We start from the raw sequence: 16417 nt of genomic DNA on the forward strand, positions 1-16417 counted from the left end.
TCTGTCCGGAATCGATGGAAAACATAGCAGCAATCGGAATCCAGGGAGGAAATAGGCTGATGGCCCCTGTTCTGATGCCCGCTCATGTCCTCCCTCGATTCCGCCGTGGCCGCTGTCCCCGCAAATGCCCGCGCACGCCTTTCGGTCGTCCTGCTGGCGGTGTCCGCCTTCGTCATCGTCACCACCGAGTTCCTGATCGTCGGCCTGCTGCCCGCGCTGGCGCGCGACCTGGGCCTGGGCATCGCCCGTGCCGGGCAGCTGGTTACCTTGTTCGCGTTCACCGTGATGCTGGCCGGGCCACTGTTGACCGCGCTGCTGTCACACGTTGGCCGGCGCCGCCTGTTCGTGGCGATCCTGCTGTTGTTCGCGGGTTCCAACGCGCTGGCCGCGATGTCCACGCAGCCATGGCTGCTGGCGCTGGCGCGGGTGCTGCCGGCGCTGGCGCTGCCGGTGTTCTGGGGCACGGCCAGCGAGACCGCTGCGCAGCTGGCACCTGCGGGGCAGGGGGGGCGTGCGGTGGCACGGGTCTATCTGGGCATCACCGCCGCGATGCTGTTCGGGATTCCGCTGGGCACGTTGGCCGCCGATGCCATCGGTTGGCGTGGCAGCTTCTGGTTGCTGGCAGCGTTGTCACTGCTGATGGCCGCTGCACTGGCGTTGTGGATGCCCGATACCGTTGCCGGACCGCGGCGCGCGCTGGGCGAACAGGCACGAGTGCTGCGCCAGCCGCAGTTGCTGGGCCATGTGCTGCTGTCGGTGCTGGTGTTCACCGCGATGTTCGCTGCCTATACCTACCTGGCCGATGTGCTGGAGCGGCTGATGCAGGTACCGGCGGCACAGGTGGGCTGGTGGCTGATGGGCTTCGGAGCTGTCGGGTTGATCGGCAATGCACTGGGGGGGCGCTGGGTCGATCGTGCGCCGCTGGGCGCGACCCTGGTGTTCTGCGCGGTGCTGGCGCTGGGTATGCTGGCCAGTGTCGGGCTGGCCGGCCACGGCACGTTCGTGCTGATCGCACTGGCCCTGTGGGGTGTGGCGCATACCGCATTGTTCCCGTTGTGCCAGGTGCGGGTGATGCGTGCGGCGCCCCAGGCGCAGGCGCTGGCGGGAACCTTGAATGTGTCCGCGGCCAACGCCGGAATCGGCCTGGGCGCGCTGCTGGGAGGTGGGGCCATCGAACGCTTCGGGCTTGCCTCGCTGGGCGTGGTGGCCGCTGCCGTGGCGCTTCTGGCAATCGTCGCGGGCCTGCTGCTGCGGCGGCTTGCCCGGTCTCGCTCATCCACGCATGGCGTGGATCTGCCTCATTGAAAGGCAAACAAAAAAGCCCGGGTGTCTGCACACCCGGGCTTCTTCATCCACGCATGGCGTGGATCTACTTTGCTTCAGCGTCGGCCGGGGTGAAGCGCGGCATCGCCGCTGCAGCGCCTTCCTTCTCGGTCGAGCGACCGGCGAACTGGTTGGCGAAGCGCACGTGGCGGGCGAACGGGGCATCGGCCACCTGCGCCAGCGACGCGGCCAGCGCACCGTTGAAGGCGTCACCGGCACCGGTGGTGTCGATCGCCTGCACCTGTTCCGCACCCACGCGGTAGTACGGCTGGGTATCGCCGCGCAGGTTCTCGTCGGCATGCGAGACGAACACACCCACCGAACCCAGCGTCACCACCACGGTGCCGTTGCCGACCAGCTTGCGGCACAGTGCATGCAGGCTGGCGCCATCCAGCGCGGCGACGTCGTTGGCATCCACGCGCTCGCCGACATGACGGCCGAGCAGGGCAGCGAACTCGGTCTCGTTCGGGGTGATCACATCGGCCAGCTTGAGCAGGCCGATGGTCGAGGGGGCATCGGCCGGTGCGGTGTTGAGCACGGTGGTGACGCCGGCCTCGCGGGCCGTGGCCAGTGCCGCTTCGATGGTCTGCACCGGCGATTCCAGCTGCACCAGCACCACCTTGGCACGGGTCAGCAGGGCCTGCTGCTGTTGCAGGAAGTCGGTGCTCAGCGCGGCGTTGGCACCCGGGCCGATCACGATGGTGTTGCGGCCACGGGCATCGACGTAGATGCCGGCGGTGCCGGTCGGTTCGCTGCTGGCTTCGGCGATCAGACCGAAGCCGTCCTGTGCGGCCAGTTCACGGGCGGTGGCGCCACCGGCGTCGTCGCCCAGCGCACACACGAAGTGGGTGTCGGCACCGGCGCGGCAGGCTGCCACGGCCTGGTTGAAGCCCTTGCCACCGGGGCCGGTGCTGTAACGGCCGGCAATGGTCGCACCCGGTGCCGGCAGCGACTCGCACCGCCACACGTGATCGACATTGAAGGAACCGACGACAACGACACTGCTGCTCATAGGGAATCTTTTCTCAACCAAGGGTTCAACTGAAGTGCGTCAGCACGCCGGCGATGGTCGCCGTCATGAAGGTGGCAATGGTACCGCCCAGCACCGCGCGCAGGCCGAACTTGGCCAGGTCGTGGCGCCGTTCCGGGGCCAGGCCACCGATGCCGCCAATCTGGATCGCGATCGAGCTGAAGTTGGCGAAGCCGCACAGCGCATAGGTCGCGATCAGGCGACCTTCGCTGGACAGGCTGACGCCAGCCACCTGGCCGTTCACGATCTGCGACAGCTCGGTGTAGGCCACGAACTCGTTGATCACGACCTTCTGGCCGATCAGAGAACCGACGGTGGTGGCATCGGCCCACGGCGTGCCGATCACCCAGGCGATCGGGGCCAGCAGGTAGCCGAAGATGGTCGACAGGTTGGTCGGCTTGCCGATCTGCGCAGCCAGGCCGGTCACTTCACCGATCCAGGTCAGCGGGGCGTTCAGCAGGGCGATCAGGGCGATGAAGGCCAGCAGCATGGCGCCGATGTTCAGCGCCAGCTTCAGGCCGTCGCCGGCGCCGGCCGCAGCCGCGTCGATGATGTTGCTGGAGGTCTTCTCGACTTCCATCTTCACCGTGCCGCGGGTGAGCGGGGTGCCGGTTTCCGGAATCAACAGCTTGGCCACGACCAGAGTGGCCGGCGCGGCCATGATGCTCGCCGCCAGCAGATGCTTGGCGTAGAAGGCCTGCTGCGCCGGGTCGCCGCCGCCGAGCATGCCCACGTAGGCCGCCAGCACGCCGCCGGCGATGTGTGCCATGCCGCCGATCATCATGGTCAGCAGCTCGGACTGGGTCATCTTGGCGATGTACGGGCGCACGGTCAGCGGCGCCTCGGTCTGGCCGATGAAGACGCTGGCGCAGACACTGGTGGTTTCCGCACCGGACACACGCATGACCTTGGTGATCGCCCACGCCATCACGCGCACGATCGCCTGCATGATGTTCAGGTGGTACATCACGCCCATCAGCGCCGAGAAGAAGATGATGGTCGGCAGCACCTGGAAGGCGAAGATGAAGCCGTAGTTCTTGGTGTCCATCAACGAGCCGAAGATGAAACCGGAACCCTCGTTGACGAAGCTCAGCACCTTGACGAAGCCGTGGCCCAGCGCGTCGAACACGTCGCGCCCGCCCGGCACCAGGATCACCAGCGCCGCGAAGGCGATCTGCAGGGTGATACCGGTGGCAACCAGCTTCCAGTCAACCGCACGCTTGTTATTGGAAAACAACCAGGTGATGCCGATCAGCACCGCCAACCCGAACAGGCCGAAGCCGATCCTGCCCAAACCTTCGACCATGTGAGTGACTCCCCTGGGGCGTCGCGAAAAACGGGAAGCCTAGTGCAGGGCCGGGGCCGGGGCAAGGAAAAGCAGCGTGCGCGCACCCATCGGTACCGATCAGGCCAGCAACGGCAAGGGCTTGCGGCCGGCGGCGACAGGTAGAATGGGGATCGATCCCGGCCCGGATGCGGGCCCGCAGCAGGAGATTCGCATGCAATACCGTCGCCTGGGCTCCACCGGCCTGCCGGTTTCCGCCCTTTCCTTCGGCGCCTGGGTGACCTTCGGTGACCAGATCCCGCGCGATGAGGCCCGCAACCTGGTGGCCGCCGCCTGGGATCATGGCGTCAACTTCTTCGACAACGCCGAGGGCTACGCCAACGGCCGCGCCGAACAGGTGATGGGCGATGTGATCAGCGACCTGCGTCTGCCGCGCGACGGCTTCTGCGTGTCCAGCAAGGTGTTCTTCGGTAGCGCCAAGGACCCGCGGCCGACACAGCGCGGCTTGTCGCGCAAGCATGTGACCGATGCCTGCCACGCCGCGCTCAAACGCCTGCGGGTGGATTACCTGGACCTTTATTACTGCCACCGCCCGGATCCGGACGCGCCGATCGCCGAGACCGTGCACGCCATGGATACCCTGGTGAGGCAGGGCAAGATCCTCTACTGGGGCACTTCCGAGTGGTCGGCGATACAGATCCAGCAGGCGCTGGATTTCGCCGAACGACACAACCTGCAGGGCCCGTCGATGGAGCAGCCGCAGTACAACCTGCTGCACCGCGAGCGGGTGGAGGTCGAGTACGCACCGCTGTACGCCCGCGCCGGGCTGGGCACCACCATCTTCTCGCCGCTGGCCTCGGGCCTGCTGACCGGCAAGTACGATCAGGGCATTCCCGCCGATGCGCGACTGGGCCGGGAAGGCATGGAATGGCTGCAGGACCTGGTGCTGGGCGCCGACGCCGAGGCCCGCCTCGGCCAGGTGCGCCGCTTCAGCGAAGTCGCGCGGGCGCTGGGCCAGGCCCCGGCCACGCTGGCCATCGCCTGGTGCCTGCGCAACCCGAATGTCTCCAGCGTGATCCTCGGCGCCAGCCGGGTCAGCCAGCTGCTGCAGAACCTGCAGGCGCTGGAGGTGCTGGAGCAGGTCGATGCCGCCGGCTGGGCCGAGGTCGAGGCCGTCTTCGGCTGAACCCCGGGGCCGACCGGGCCTCGGTGGCCTCGGTCGGGCCTGCTCGGGATCGTGATCGATAGAGTCGACTGCTTCGGATAGTCGACTGCTTCGAGCAGCAGCAGTCGCCTCTACACATCTGTGTCGTCAATTTGATTGACGTTATCTATCGAATTTCAGAATTCGATCATTAATCTCATCAATGAAATTGAGAATGGTTGTTGATTGTCAACTGAGACTCATTATCATTTAACTCGTCCCTCGCACGAGTCCAGATGCTCATGAATGCTCAACCTGTACTGCTGCGCCCCGAAACGCTGACCCTCCGCGATCGTCCGGTCCGCGTCGTTCCGCCGGAAGAGGTCATCGACAGCGAAGCCCTGCTCAAGGGCCGTCGTGAAATCCTGATCCAGCACGGCGACCGCTTCTATCGCCTGCGGCACACCAGCAACGACAAGCTGATCCTGACCAAGTAATCGCGGTCTGGTCGCCCGCCTCCCTCCCTCCCTCCTGCCGGCAGCGCCGACAGGGTGGGCGACCCGTCCGCTCCCGCTCTCTCCCCCTCGGTCTACCGCGTGCACCTTCCGGGTGTGCCGGTAACCGGGGGTTCCCCTGCCTGACCGAACGATCCCGATGACCCGCCATACCGCCCTTTGCCTTGCTGTCTGGATGGCGCTGCCGCTGTCCGCCCACGCTGCTGCCACTGCTGCCCCCGATGCGCGCGAATTCGATCGGGTGCAGGTCACCGCCACCCGCACCGAGCGGGCCGTGAGCGACGTGGCGGCCACCGTGGACGTCATCGACCGTGAGCAGATGGACCGGCACCTGGTGCAGGACATCAAGGATCTGGTGCGCTACGAGCCGGGCCTGTCGGTCACCCGCAGCGCGACCCGCTTCGGCCTGGATGGTTTCCGCATCCGTGGCCTGGACGGCAACCGCGTGCGCATCCAGACCGACGGCATCGTCATGCCGACCCGGTTCGACATCGGTTCGTTCGCCAGTTCCAACCGCAACTTCACCGACCTCGATACGCTCAAGCGCGTCGAGATCGTGCGTGGACCGGCCAGCTCGCTGTACGGCTCCGACGCACTCGGTGGCGTGGTCGCGTTCGTGACCAAGGACCCGGCCGACTACCTCAAGGACGGCAAGAACAGCTACTTCGGCCTGAAGTTCGGCTACGACGGTGAGTGGAAGGGCCTGCTCGGCGGTGCCACGGCCGCCTTCGGTGGCGACCACTGGAGCGGCCTGGTCAACGTCAACCACCACCAGGGCCAGGAAACGGACAACAAGGGCACGGTTCGCAGCGACAACGACACCCGCACCGCGTCCAATCCGCAGGATCGCGACGGCCGCAGCCTGCTCAGCAAGCTGGTCTATGCACCCAGCGAAGACCAGCGCTTCCGCTTGACCGTGGAAGGCAACGAAGACACCACCGATACCAATGTGCTGTCGGCGATCGCCAGCGTCGCGCCGCGTCCGGGCGCACTTGCTGCCGCCACCGGCATGAAGTCCCACGACACCCAGAAGCGCAACCGCGTGTCCTTCGCCCACGAGATGGATGCGCTGGACCAGCCGTTCGCCGACAGCCTGCATTGGCAGGTGTACGCGCAGAACAGCGAAACCCGGCAGCAGACCGACGAGACCCGCACCGACGGCACCCGCCGCCACCGCGTGTTCTCCTTCGACCAACATGCCTATGGCCTGCAGGCGCAGTTCAACAAGGCGTTCACCACCGGCAGCGTCGAGCACGCGTTGACCTACGGTTTTGAAGGCACCCGTACCGAGATCCGCCAGAAGCGCGACGGCTATCAGGTCAGCAAGGCTGGCGTGGTCAGCAACACGGTGCTGCCGGACACCTTCCCGGTGCGTGACTTCCCGATCAGCAAGACCACCGAGCTGGGCCTGTATGCACAGGATGAGATGCGCTTTGCCGATGGCAGGCTGTCGCTGGTGCCGGGCGTGCGCGTGGACCGCTATGAGCTGAAGCCGGAAGTGGACGGTATCTTTGCCGAAGACAACCCGACCACGGCCGTGGCGCAGCTGAAGAAGACCAGCGTGTCGCCGAAGCTGGGCATGGTCTGGCGCTTCACCGACGAATGGTCGCTGTTCGCAGGCTATGCACGTGGCTTCCGTTCGCCGCCGTACAACGACGTCAACATCGGCCTGACCAACGTCGCCTTCCGCTATACCGCCATCGCAAATCCGGACCTGAAGCCGGAAACCAGCGACGGCTACGAACTGGGCCTGCGCTTCATCGCGCCGGCGGTGTATGTCAGCGTCAGCGGCTACTACAACGACTACAAGGATTTCATCCAGTCCAACGTCGATACCGGCCGCAACGCACAGGGTTTGACCGTGTTCCAGTCGCAGAACATCGCCGACGCGCGCATCTATGGCGCGGAAATGAAGGCCGGCATCGAGTTCGGCGAACTCAGCCCGGCGCTGAAGGGCTGGGCGCTGCGCAGTGCGTTGGCATGGTCGCGTGGTGACAACCGGACCGATGACGAGCCGCTGGCCTCGGTCGATCCGTTGCGTGGCACGCTGGGCCTGATGTACGACACCGATACCTGGGGCGTCGAACTGGCCGGTACCTTCGTGCAGCGCAAGAAGCGCCTGCCGCCGCCTGCTGCGCAGACCAATCCGAACGCACCGGCGCCGTTCGTCTACCAGCCGGCCGGCTACGGCGTGCTGGACCTGATGGCGCACTGGAACTTCGCACCGGGTGCCACCTTCAATGTCGGCGTGTTCAACCTGGCCGACAAGCGCTACATCGAATGGTCGTCGATCACCCCGAGCCTGATCACCAATCGCGCACTGAGCGATCGTTTCAGCAGCCCGGGCCGTACCTTCTCCGCCAGCCTTGCCGTTTCCTGGTGACCTCATGAGCCGAGCATTGTCCGCACGCAGGAATGACTCCATCGCCGCGCCACACAGCGCGGCCTGGCCGACCCCGGCACAGCTGGCCACGCTCGGCACCGTGTTGTGCCTGTACCACGCCGACGGCAACGAGTTGGGCGGCTGGCGCCAGGCCGTACGCGTGCACGCCTGCCAGGGCGTGGACAGTGAAGGCCTGCGCGAGAGCCTGTGCTTCCTCGATGGCCGCGGTCGCTGCGTGTGGCGTTTGTACCTGCTGCCCGACAGCGATTTCCTGGCCTGGGACCGTCTGGTCGCGGCGCTGCCGCCGGGACCGGAACACGACAGCGAGGCGAGCGTTGGCGAACGCCTGTGGCGGCGCCTGGCCGGCCATCTCGGCGGCCAGCGCTGGCGCCTGTGCGCGCTGCGCCTGCACGCCGCCGACGACGGCCGCACCCTGGCTGCCAGCCTGTCGACCCTGTCCTCGCTGGGCGCGGCCACCGCGCGCCGCATCGCACGCCTGGAAGGTGCCGAAGGCGAGCTGGCGATCGACGACTGCTGCTGTGCCGACGCTGCGCGGCGCCCGGCGCCGCGGATCCCCGGCGACCTGCCGCTGATCCGTTTGTGACCCTCTCCTGATGGAACGCCCGTTGGCCACGGATGGCCCCTCAATGAATCTGCAACCCCGAAGGAAGACCCCGATGAAGCTCCAGACAGCCAGCGCCATGCTGCTGCTCGCCGCCAGCGGCGTGGCCAGCGCGCAGCCCTCCGATATCGCCCGCGACCACGACAGCATCCTCGCCATGCAGGGTGAGTACACCGTGGACTTCGCCTTCGACGAGACCGTGCTGCTGAAGCCGGGCTACGAGCGCGCGCCGGCGATGCGCAGCGGCGGCAGCGAAGTGGTCATCGTGGTCGAGGACACCCCGAAGCGCATCGTGCTGCAGCACCTGCTGCTGGATGAAAAGAGCGGCCACATCACCAAGCACTGGCGCCAGGACTGGGTGTACGAAGCACCGAACCGTTTCGAGTTCAGTGCCGACCAGACCTGGAACGTACGCAGCATTCCGGCGGCGGTGAACCAGGGCGCCTGGACCCAGTGCGTGTACGAAGTGAGCGACGCACCGCGCTACTGCGGCACCGGCGCCTGGACCTACACCAACAACGTGCCGAGCTGGACCAGCGATCTGAGCTGGCGCCCGCTGCCGCGCCGTGAGTACACCAAGCGCAGCGACTACAACGCGCTGGCCGTGATCAACCGCCATACGCTGACCCCGAACGGCTGGACCCACGAACAGTTCAACACCAAGGTGCAGCGCAACGACGATGGCAGCCAGGTGGAGATCGCACGCGAGTTCGGCTTCAACGACTACGTGAAGACCACCGAGGTCGACTTCACCCCGGCGCGCAACTACTGGAAGGCTACTGCCGGTTACTGGGCCAAGGTGCGCCAGCGCTGGGACGGTTTCCTCGGCCAGGCCCCGGGCGTGCACCTGAAGACCAAGATCGACGGCATGGCGATGATCATTCCGCTGTTCACCCAGGCCGAAGAGATCCAGTCCGGCAAGAAAGTGAAGGACAAGCAGATCGACGAAGTGTTCGCCAAGTACGTGGAAAAGGCCCAGTAGATCCACGCCATGCGTGGATGCACTGCACTCAGGACGTCGGTCCACCCAGCGTGGTCAGGTCCAGCCCTGCATCCTGGAAAGCCTGCAGGGTGACCTGCAGGCTCGCCTCGTCGTCGCGGGTGCGGACGCCCATGACAGCTTCGTGGCAACGCACTTGATCCGTACTGCAGGCACTCCGGTCCGGCAGCAGCAGCGCGGTCTGCGAGACCAGGATCGCCATGTGCGCCACTTCCTTTCTTGGCTTCGGTTGGCCCTGGTAGAACCGGTTGAACTCCGCGCGCAGGTCGGCCATCACCTCGGCATCGGTGCGCGTGCGTGACACGCTGGCCGGAACCAGATAGGTCGGGTGGCCATCGTGGAAGGCGCGCACCTCATCGGCCAGCACCGTTTCCAGTATGAAGGCCTGTACCGGGTCCGGGACAAGGCCCGGTGCAGTGCGGGCAGATACGGCCGGCATCGCCACCAGCAGTGGCACGCCGGCCAGAAGGACGCGCAGGCAGAAGCCGTAGTTCATTCCTATTCCTTGAACATCAGAAACGCCGCCACCACGATCAACCCGAACGCGGCGTAGTGGTTCCACTTCAGCGGCTGGCCCAGGTAGAACGCGGAAAACACCGCAAACACCAACAGCGTGATCACTTCCTGCATGCCCTTCAGCTGCGGCGCCGAATACACCGCGCTGCCCAGCCGGTTGCCCGGCACCTGCAGGCAGTATTCGAAGAAGGCGATGCCCCAGCTGACCAGGATCACCATCATCAACGGCGCGCTCTTGTACTTCAGGTGGCCGTACCAGGCGAAGGTCATGAAGATGTTGCTGCCGAGCAGCAACAACACCGGGTACAGGTAAGCAGCGAACGACGTGCCGGGCATCCGGGCGATCTCATCGGGTGGGGCGCGCAGCATACAGCCGGCCCCACCCGCAGCGTGTCACGAGCGCGTCAGGCTTCGCGCAGGGCGAGTGCCGGCGGCGTATGCAGGATCGCCCGCGTACCCCACCAGCCCGCCAGCAGGCTCAACCCGATGCCGACCACGCCGCCGATCAGCAGGCCCGGCCACGGTGGCAGCAACGGCAGCTCGAACACCTTCTGCGAGACCGCCACGCCGATGGCGGCCGCCGCGCCCACCGCCAGCATCGCCGCCAGCATGCCCAGCGCGCCGAATTCCACCAGCACCGCGCCGCGCAGCTGGCGCCGGGTTGCGCCCAGCGTGCGCAGCACTGCGCTGTCGTAGCGACGCTCGCCCGCCGTGGCCTGCAGCGCGGCCAGCAGCACCAGCACGCCGGCCAGCAGGCTGAACACCATCACCAGCTGCACCGCCTGTGCCACCCGTTCCATCACATCGCGCACCTGCGAGATCACCGCGTCCACGTCCAGCAGCGACAGGTTGGGCTGCGCGCGCACCAGCTCGCCCAGCCCGGCCGCCTTGCCGGCCGGCAGATGGAACGCCGACAGCAGGTTGTGCGGGGTATCGCCCACCGCATTCGGATTCAGCAGCACGAAGAAGTTCGGCCGGAAGGTGTTCCAGTCGGCCTTGCGCACACTGGTGACGGTGAACTCGCGCTCCTGCTCGCCGACTGCAATGGTGATGCGGTCGCCCGGATACACGCCGTAGCGCTTGGCCCAGCCGATTTCAACCGACGCCTCCGCCGCCGTGCTGTCGGGCGTCCAGAAGGTGCCGTTCATCAGCGTGTTGGCCGGCGGGAAGCTGCTGCGCCAGCTGAAGTTCAACGGCCGGTTCTCGTCGTCGTCATCGCGCTGGCCGCCCTGCGCCGGTTGCCCGTCCTGACCGGGCTCGCGGTCCACGCGCAGCGGCGGCTTGCCGTTGATGGCGATCAGGCGCCCGGTGGCCATCGGTTCGATGCTGGCGTCGTTGGCACCCAGCCCGCGCAGCGTTGCCAGCACACTGTCGCGCTGTTCGGGCTGGATGTTGATCAGGAAGTAGTTCGGCGTGTCCGCCGGCAGCCGCTCGCGCCACTGCTGCAGCAGGCCTGGGCCGGTCACCGCCAGCAGCAGCAACGCGCACAGCGACAGCGACAGCCCGACCAGCTGCATCACCGCCAGCAGCCGGCGCCGGGTCAGTGCGGCCAGGCCCAGTCGCCAGTTGCCATGCAGGCGATGCTGCAGGCCGCGCATCAACTGCAGCAGCACGAAGCCGACCACCCCGGCCGCCACCGCCAGCGCGGCCAGGCCGCCCAGCACCCACAGGGCCAGCTTGAGGTCACCGGTGACCTGCACCGCCAGCAACAGGCTTGCCCCCAGCGCGGCCACATAGGCCAGCAGCGAGGCTGGCGGCAGGGCAGCGAAGGAACGGTTGAGTACGCGCATCGGCGGCACCCCGCGCAGACGCAGCAGCGGTGGCAGGCCGAAGCCGAACAGCAGCAACAGGCCGATGCCGGCACCGGTCAGCGCCGGCATCGCTTCCGGCAGCGGCAGGCGCTGCGGCACCAGGCTGCCCAGCACCTGTACCAGCCCTTCCTGCGCAGCCATGCCCAGGCCGATGCCAAGCGCACAGGCCGGTACCGCCAGCATCAGCAGCTGCAGTGCCAGGCCGAGCAGGATGTCGCGCTGGCGCGCACCCAGGCAGCGCAGGATCGCCACCTGGTCGATGCGGCGAAGGGCGAAGCGGTTGGCCGCCAATGCGGTGGCCACGCCTGCCAGCAGCACCGCCAGCAGCGCGCTCAGGCCGAGGAAGCGGCCGGCCAGGTCGAAGGCCTGGCGCACGCCGCGCTGGGTGTCATCCACGTTCAGCAGGCGCAGGCCCTTCACCTGTGGCAGCAGCCACTCGCGCAGAGACGCGACCTGTCCTGCCGGTCCTGCAAACATCAGCCGGTAGTTGATGCGGCTGCCGGGGCCAAGCAGGCCTGTGCCTTCCACATCGGCGCGGTTGACCAGCAGGGTGGGGGAGAGCGTCAGCAGGTCGCCACCGGTATCCGGTTCGGCCTCGATGATGCCGGCGATGCGCAGCGTGCCAGCGCCGAACTCGAGATCATCGCCGGCCTTCAGTCCCAGCCCCTGCAGCAGGCGCGGGTCGGCATAGGCCTGGCCCTTGGGCGGCATGCCGGCGTTGGCGATCAGCGCGCCACCGGGCGTGCTGCGCACCCTCAGCGTGCCACGCAGCGGATAGCCCGCCTGCACCGCCTTGATGCTGGCCATCTGGCTGGCATCACCGTTGAACAGCACACTGCCGAAGCTGGCGATACGGGTGAAGGCCAGTCCACGGCGCTGCGCCTCGTCGGCGAACGCCTGCGGCGGGTCATCGCGCCCGGCGATGCCGAGGTCGCCACCGAGCATTTCCGCTGCGCTGCCGGTCAGTGCCAGGTTGACCCGGTTCACCAGCGTGCCGACCGCGGTCATCACCGCCACGCCCAGCACCAGTGCGGCGAACACGGTCAGCAGGTCGCCGGCCAGGGCCTCGCGACGCAGCGCGCGCCATGCATGGCGCAGCAGGTTCATGCCTGGGCCCCATGTTCAACCGGCAGCAGCCGGCCGTCGTCGATGCGATGGATGTACTGGCAGCGCTGGGCCAGGCGCAGGTCGTGGGTGACCAGCACCAGGGTGGTGCCGCTGCCTGCGTTCAACTCGAACAGCAGGTCGCTGATGTGCTGGCCGGTGGCATGGTCCAGCGAGCCGGTCGGTTCGTCGGCGAACAGGATGCGCGGGCGGGTAACGAAGGCACGTGCCAGCGCCACGCGCTGCTGCTCGCCGCCGGACAGCTGGCGCGGGTAGTGGCGGGCGCGATGAGCCAGGCCCACCTGGGCCAGCACCTCGTCCACCCGCGCGCGGTCCTCGCGCCCGGCCAGCTCCAGTGGCAGCGCGACATTCTCGGCGGCGGTCAGCGCCGGCAGCAGGTGGAAGCTCTGGAACACGAAGCCGACCTCGTGCGCGCGCAGCTGGGCACGTGCTTCCTCGTCAAGGTGGCCCAGGTCCTGGCCCACCAGCGCGATGTGGCCGCGGCTGGGCAGGTCCAGGCCGGCCAGCAGGCCGAGCAGGGTGGTCTTGCCGGAACCGGAGGCGCCGACGATGGCCACGCTGGTGCCTTCATGGACGGTCAGGGTGATGTTGTCCAGTATGTGGACTTCACCCTCCGGGCCCTGCACGGACTTGCCGACCTGGTCGACGGCGATGGCGACGGGCGCGCTGCGGGGGGACAGGCTGTCGATGAGGAGACTCCAATGCGCAAGACGGGATGGAGCCGGCGAGCCGGCGCGATGATGGTGCTGCTGCTAGGGTTCCTGCTGCTGCCCGGGCTGGCCTGTGCCAAAGGTCCGGCCGGCACCGTGCTGGTGCTCGGCGACAGCCTCAGTGCTGCCCACAATATCCCCGCCGACGCCGGCTGGGTCAGCCTGCTGCAGCAGCGGGTCAGGCAGCAGTCGAAAACCCCGGCGCGCATCGTCAACGCCAGCATGAGCGGCGAGACCACCGCGGGCGCGCTGACCCGCCTGCCGGGCCTGCTGGCGAAGGAAAAACCGACCGTGGTGGTGATTGCCCTGGGCGGCAACGACGCACTGCGCGGGCTGACCCCGGCACAGGTGCAGGGCAACCTGGAAAAAATGGTGCAGGCCAGCCAGAAGGCGGGGGCCAAGGTGCTGTTGCTCGGCATCGACGTACCGCCCAACTATGGCCCGGCCTACCGCCAGCGCCTGGCGGCGGCTTACAAGGCGCTGGCCACGCAGTACAAGGTGCCGCTGCTGCCGTTCCTGTTGGAGGGTGTGGCCCTGCAGCCGGGCATGATGCAGGCCGACGGCCTGCACCCCACCGCGCAGGCGCAGCCGAAGGTGCTGGACAACGTCTGGCCGCTGCTCAGGCCGCTGCTCTGAACCGTTTGATTCCCTCTTGACGGAACTTCACATCACGTCCACCGTCGATGCGGCATGTTTCACAAAGCTGAAGTTAGAGGGAATCACATGCGTCAGACGAAGGAGACCTCCGGCTTGGTGCTGGTGGTCGAAGACAACCGCAACATCTCCGAGATGATCGGGGAATACCTGGAAGGTCGCGGCTTCGAAGTCGACTATGCGCAGGACGGCCTGGATGGCTACCGCCTTGCGGCGGAAAACAGCTATGACGTCGTGGTGCTCGACCTGATGTTGCCGCGCCTGGATGGCATCGAAGTGTGCCGTCGCCTGCGCAACGATGCGCGCAAGTCCACCCCGGTGCTGATGCTCACGGCACGCGACACGCTGGACGACAAGCTCACCGGCCTGGGTTTCGGTGCCGATGACTACCTGACCAAGCCGTTCGCGATCCAGGAGCTGGAAGCCCGCCTGCGCGCGCTGATCCGTCGCGAGCGTCGCCAGGTCGGTTCGGAAGTGCTGAAGGTGGCCGACCTGGTGCTCGATCCGGTCAGCATGCGCGCGACCCGTGCCGGCACCGAGCTGCAGCTTTCGCCGATCGGCCTGCGGCTGCTGACCATCCTGATGCGCGAATCGCCGCGCGTGGTCACCCGCCAGGAGATCGAACGCGAGATCTGGGGCAACGGCCTGCCGGATTCGGACACCCTGCGCAGCCACCTGTACAACCTGCGCAAGATCATCGACAAGCCGTTCGACCGTCCGCTGCTGCACACCGTGCAGAGTGCCGGCTACCGCATTGCCGACATCGCCCAGCCGATGGCCTGAGCAGGATACTCGCCGGTGCAGTGGCAGGCCCGGCCGGGTTGTGGCCACGTACGAGGGCGGGGCATGACCGGCCGGCGTTGTCGCCGGTCATCGCCCATGCACCCGCACGGCGTGGCGCGCTGCCTATAATCGCAGCGCTCTGACCGGGACCCCGCAATGCCGCACGGCCTGCCGCGCAAGATCCGTATCGCCTTCATCCTGCAGGCAGTGCTGGCCAGCCTGGGCATCCTGCTGGGTGCGTGGCTGGTCTCGCTGGTGATCAAGCACAGCCTGGTCGGTGCCGCCCTGCGCGAGGAGGCGGCGTACTACTGGACGCTGCACGAAGCGTCGCCGGTGCAGCCACCGCCCAATACCCAGAACATCCGCGGCTACCTGCTGGAAAGCGGGCAGTCGGCACTGTCGTTGCCGGCCAACCTGCGCAATCTGGAGCCCGGCTTCCACGAACTGCCCAAGGATGACCAGCTGGTGCTGGTCGACGTGCGCCCGGCCGGTCGCCTGTACCTGGTGTTCCTGCGCTCGCGCGCGGAGATGCTGGCGTTCTGGTTCGGCATCGTGCCGGTGCTGCTGACCCTGCTGGCGGTGTATGGCGCCAGCTGGGTGACCTACCGCGCGTCCAAGCGCCTGGTGTCGCCGGTGAACTGGCTGGCACGGCGCGTGTCGCGCTGGGACCCGGGGCATCCGGAAGCGGCCGACCTGGAGCCCAACAAGCTGCCCGCCGACATGCAGGGCGAGACCCGGCAGCTGGCGGCCGCACTGCATTCGCTGGCCAACCGGGTCAGCGCGCACGTGGCGCGCGAGCGCAATTTCACCCGCGACGCCAGCCATGAACTGCGCACGCCGTTGACCGTCATCCGCGTCGCCAGCGACATGGCGCTTGGCGATGACAGCCTGGAGCCGCGCCTGCGCCGCAGCCTGCAGCGCATCCAGCGTGCCGGCCGTGACATGGAGGCGGTGATCGATGCGTTCCTGATCCTGGCCCGCGAGGCCGACGTCGAGCCCCAGGTCGAGCTGTTCGACGTCAACGACATCGTCCGCTATGAAGTGGACAACGCCAACGAACTGCTGGGGTCTCGCCCGGTGTCGGTGCACCTGCACAGCGATGGCCCGGTGCAGCTGCATGCGCCGCCGCGGGTGCTGCAGGTGGTGGTCAGCAACCTGGTGCGCAACGCCTGCAGCTACACCGATGAGGGGCGCATCGACGTGCATGTGCACAACGACCGGGTGGTGGTGCGCGATACCGGTATCGGCATGTCGGCCGACGCGCTGTCGCGGGCCTTCGAGCCGTTCTACCGCGCCGAGCCGAGCCGCCCGCAGGGCACCGGCCTGGGCCTGTCGATCGTACGCCGGCTGTGCGACCGCTTCGGCTGGAAGGTCAGCCTGGCCAGCGAGCCGGGCCAGGGCACCGAGGCCACGGTGATCTTCCGGTAGAGGGATTTTGCCGGGCTGCGCCCGGCACCCGCCGAGGCAACATCAAAAGCGGGCATTCCGTGGAATGGCGGGGCGGTGTGGGTTTGCA

The 16417-nt window shown here is 67.4% G+C and carries 15 protein-coding genes; 9 read left to right on the forward strand and 6 right to left on the reverse strand.

Features of this window, described 5'->3' with window-relative positions:
• Positions 1 to 84 precede the first annotated feature (84 nt).
• Entirely contained in the window at positions 85 to 1305 is a 1221-nt protein-coding gene (locus AC5P57_RS20985; RefSeq protein ID WP_262234575.1) for an MFS transporter, read from the forward strand.
• 64 nt (positions 1306 to 1369) lie between these two features.
• Here AC5P57_RS20985 and AC5P57_RS20990 read toward each other — a convergent pair whose 3' ends face one another.
• Positions 1370 to 2335, reverse strand: coding sequence for a ribokinase (locus AC5P57_RS20990; protein ID WP_099553667.1), 966 nt, complete (start codon positions 2333 to 2335; stop codon positions 1370 to 1372).
• 25 nt (positions 2336 to 2360) lie between these two features.
• Entirely contained in the window at positions 2361 to 3659 is a 1299-nt protein-coding gene (locus AC5P57_RS20995; RefSeq protein WP_099553669.1) for a NupC/NupG family nucleoside CNT transporter, read from the reverse strand.
• 193 nt (positions 3660 to 3852) lie between these two features.
• Here AC5P57_RS20995 and AC5P57_RS21000 point away from each other — a divergent pair, with 193 nt between their 5' ends.
• The 5 genes from AC5P57_RS21000 to AC5P57_RS21020 all read left to right on the forward strand — a co-directional run bounded on the left by AC5P57_RS21000 (position 3853) and on the right by AC5P57_RS21020 (position 9284).
• Complete coding sequence (locus tag AC5P57_RS21000; RefSeq protein WP_099553706.1) at positions 3853 to 4824, forward strand: aldo/keto reductase; 972 nt, start codon at positions 3853 to 3855, stop codon at positions 4822 to 4824.
• 260 nt (positions 4825 to 5084) lie between these two features.
• Positions 5085 to 5279 carry a hemin uptake protein HemP gene (gene hemP, locus AC5P57_RS21005; protein ID WP_005412278.1) on the forward strand — a complete coding sequence of 65 codons (195 nt, stop codon included), beginning with the start codon at positions 5085 to 5087 and terminating at the stop codon, positions 5277 to 5279.
• Positions 5280 to 5436: 157 nt separating this feature from the next.
• Positions 5437 to 7680 carry a TonB-dependent hemoglobin/transferrin/lactoferrin family receptor gene (locus tag AC5P57_RS21010; RefSeq protein ID WP_430542852.1) on the forward strand — a complete coding sequence of 748 codons (2244 nt, stop codon included), beginning with the start codon at positions 5437 to 5439 and terminating at the stop codon, positions 7678 to 7680.
• Positions 7681 to 7684: 4 nt separating this feature from the next.
• The gene (locus AC5P57_RS21015) at positions 7685 to 8284 is read left to right on the forward strand and encodes a ChuX/HutX family heme-like substrate-binding protein (RefSeq protein WP_099553672.1); all 600 of its coding nucleotides are present in this window, start codon (positions 7685 to 7687) and stop codon (positions 8282 to 8284) included.
• 73 nt (positions 8285 to 8357) lie between these two features.
• Positions 8358 to 9284, forward strand: coding sequence for a DUF6607 family protein (locus AC5P57_RS21020; RefSeq protein ID WP_099553674.1), 927 nt, complete (start codon positions 8358 to 8360; stop codon positions 9282 to 9284).
• A 28-nt stretch (positions 9285 to 9312) separates the two neighbouring features.
• Here AC5P57_RS21020 and AC5P57_RS21025 read toward each other — a convergent pair whose 3' ends face one another.
• From AC5P57_RS21025 to AC5P57_RS21040, 4 genes are all read right to left on the reverse strand, one after another.
• Positions 9313 to 9798: a hypothetical protein gene (locus AC5P57_RS21025; protein WP_099553676.1), complete on the reverse strand. Its 486-nt coding sequence runs from the start codon at positions 9796 to 9798 to the stop codon at positions 9313 to 9315.
• Between the two features lie 2 nt (positions 9799 to 9800).
• Positions 9801 to 10154 (reverse strand): DMT family protein, encoded by a 354-nt coding sequence (locus AC5P57_RS21030; protein ID WP_049444405.1) that lies wholly within the window; start codon positions 10152 to 10154, stop codon positions 9801 to 9803.
• 68 nt (positions 10155 to 10222) lie between these two features.
• Positions 10223 to 12736 (reverse strand): ABC transporter permease, encoded by a 2514-nt coding sequence (locus AC5P57_RS21035; RefSeq protein ID WP_099553678.1) that lies wholly within the window; start codon positions 12734 to 12736, stop codon positions 10223 to 10225.
• Positions 12733 to 13380 carry an ABC transporter ATP-binding protein gene (locus AC5P57_RS21040; RefSeq protein ID WP_099553680.1) on the reverse strand — a complete coding sequence of 216 codons (648 nt, stop codon included), beginning with the start codon at positions 13378 to 13380 and terminating at the stop codon, positions 12733 to 12735. Before AC5P57_RS21040 ends, AC5P57_RS21035 begins: the two co-directional genes overlap by 4 nt.
• Before the next feature lie 75 nt (positions 13381 to 13455).
• Between AC5P57_RS21040 and AC5P57_RS21045 the strand changes: the two genes are divergently transcribed.
• The 3 genes from AC5P57_RS21045 to AC5P57_RS21055 all read left to right on the forward strand — a co-directional run bounded on the left by AC5P57_RS21045 (position 13456) and on the right by AC5P57_RS21055 (position 16329).
• The gene (locus tag AC5P57_RS21045; protein ID WP_049444410.1) at positions 13456 to 14100 is read left to right on the forward strand and encodes an arylesterase; all 645 of its coding nucleotides are present in this window, start codon (positions 13456 to 13458) and stop codon (positions 14098 to 14100) included.
• 87 nt (positions 14101 to 14187) lie between these two features.
• Positions 14188 to 14901, forward strand: a complete 714-nt coding sequence (locus tag AC5P57_RS21050; RefSeq protein ID WP_002811889.1) for a response regulator transcription factor — start codon at positions 14188 to 14190, stop codon at positions 14899 to 14901.
• 156 nt (positions 14902 to 15057) lie between these two features.
• The gene (locus AC5P57_RS21055; RefSeq protein WP_099553682.1) at positions 15058 to 16329 is read left to right on the forward strand and encodes a sensor histidine kinase; all 1272 of its coding nucleotides are present in this window, start codon (positions 15058 to 15060) and stop codon (positions 16327 to 16329) included.
• Positions 16330 to 16417: the final 88 nt, after the last annotated feature.

The sequence above is a fragment of the Stenotrophomonas sp. YJH_SMC_79 genome (genome assembly GCF_059367995.1).

Excerpts from the sequence above, each read along its gene's own strand:
- AC5P57_RS20985 (WP_262234575.1), top strand. The coding sequence starts at position 85 with ATGTCCTCCCTCGATTCCGCCGTGGCCGCTGTCCCCGCAAATGCCCGC.
- AC5P57_RS20990 (WP_099553667.1), bottom strand. The coding sequence starts at position 2,335 with ATGAGCAGCAGTGTCGTTGTCGTCGGTTCCTTCAATGTCGATCACGTG.
- AC5P57_RS20995 (WP_099553669.1), bottom strand. The coding sequence starts at position 3,659 with ATGGTCGAAGGTTTGGGCAGGATCGGCTTCGGCCTGTTCGGGTTGGCG.
- AC5P57_RS21000 (WP_099553706.1), top strand. The coding sequence starts at position 3,853 with ATGCAATACCGTCGCCTGGGCTCCACCGGCCTGCCGGTTTCCGCCCTT.
- hemP (WP_005412278.1), top strand. The coding sequence starts at position 5,085 with ATGAATGCTCAACCTGTACTGCTGCGCCCCGAAACGCTGACCCTCCGC.
- AC5P57_RS21010 (WP_430542852.1), top strand. The coding sequence starts at position 5,437 with ATGACCCGCCATACCGCCCTTTGCCTTGCTGTCTGGATGGCGCTGCCG.
- AC5P57_RS21015 (WP_099553672.1), top strand. The coding sequence starts at position 7,685 with ATGAGCCGAGCATTGTCCGCACGCAGGAATGACTCCATCGCCGCGCCA.
- AC5P57_RS21020 (WP_099553674.1), top strand. The coding sequence starts at position 8,358 with ATGAAGCTCCAGACAGCCAGCGCCATGCTGCTGCTCGCCGCCAGCGGC.
- AC5P57_RS21025 (WP_099553676.1), bottom strand. The coding sequence starts at position 9,798 with ATGAACTACGGCTTCTGCCTGCGCGTCCTTCTGGCCGGCGTGCCACTG.
- AC5P57_RS21030 (WP_049444405.1), bottom strand. The coding sequence starts at position 10,154 with ATGCCCGGCACGTCGTTCGCTGCTTACCTGTACCCGGTGTTGTTGCTG.
- AC5P57_RS21035 (WP_099553678.1), bottom strand. The coding sequence starts at position 12,736 with ATGAACCTGCTGCGCCATGCATGGCGCGCGCTGCGTCGCGAGGCCCTG.
- AC5P57_RS21045 (WP_049444410.1), top strand. The coding sequence starts at position 13,456 with ATGCGCAAGACGGGATGGAGCCGGCGAGCCGGCGCGATGATGGTGCTG.
- AC5P57_RS21050 (WP_002811889.1), top strand. The coding sequence starts at position 14,188 with ATGCGTCAGACGAAGGAGACCTCCGGCTTGGTGCTGGTGGTCGAAGAC.
- AC5P57_RS21055 (WP_099553682.1), top strand. The coding sequence starts at position 15,058 with ATGCCGCACGGCCTGCCGCGCAAGATCCGTATCGCCTTCATCCTGCAG.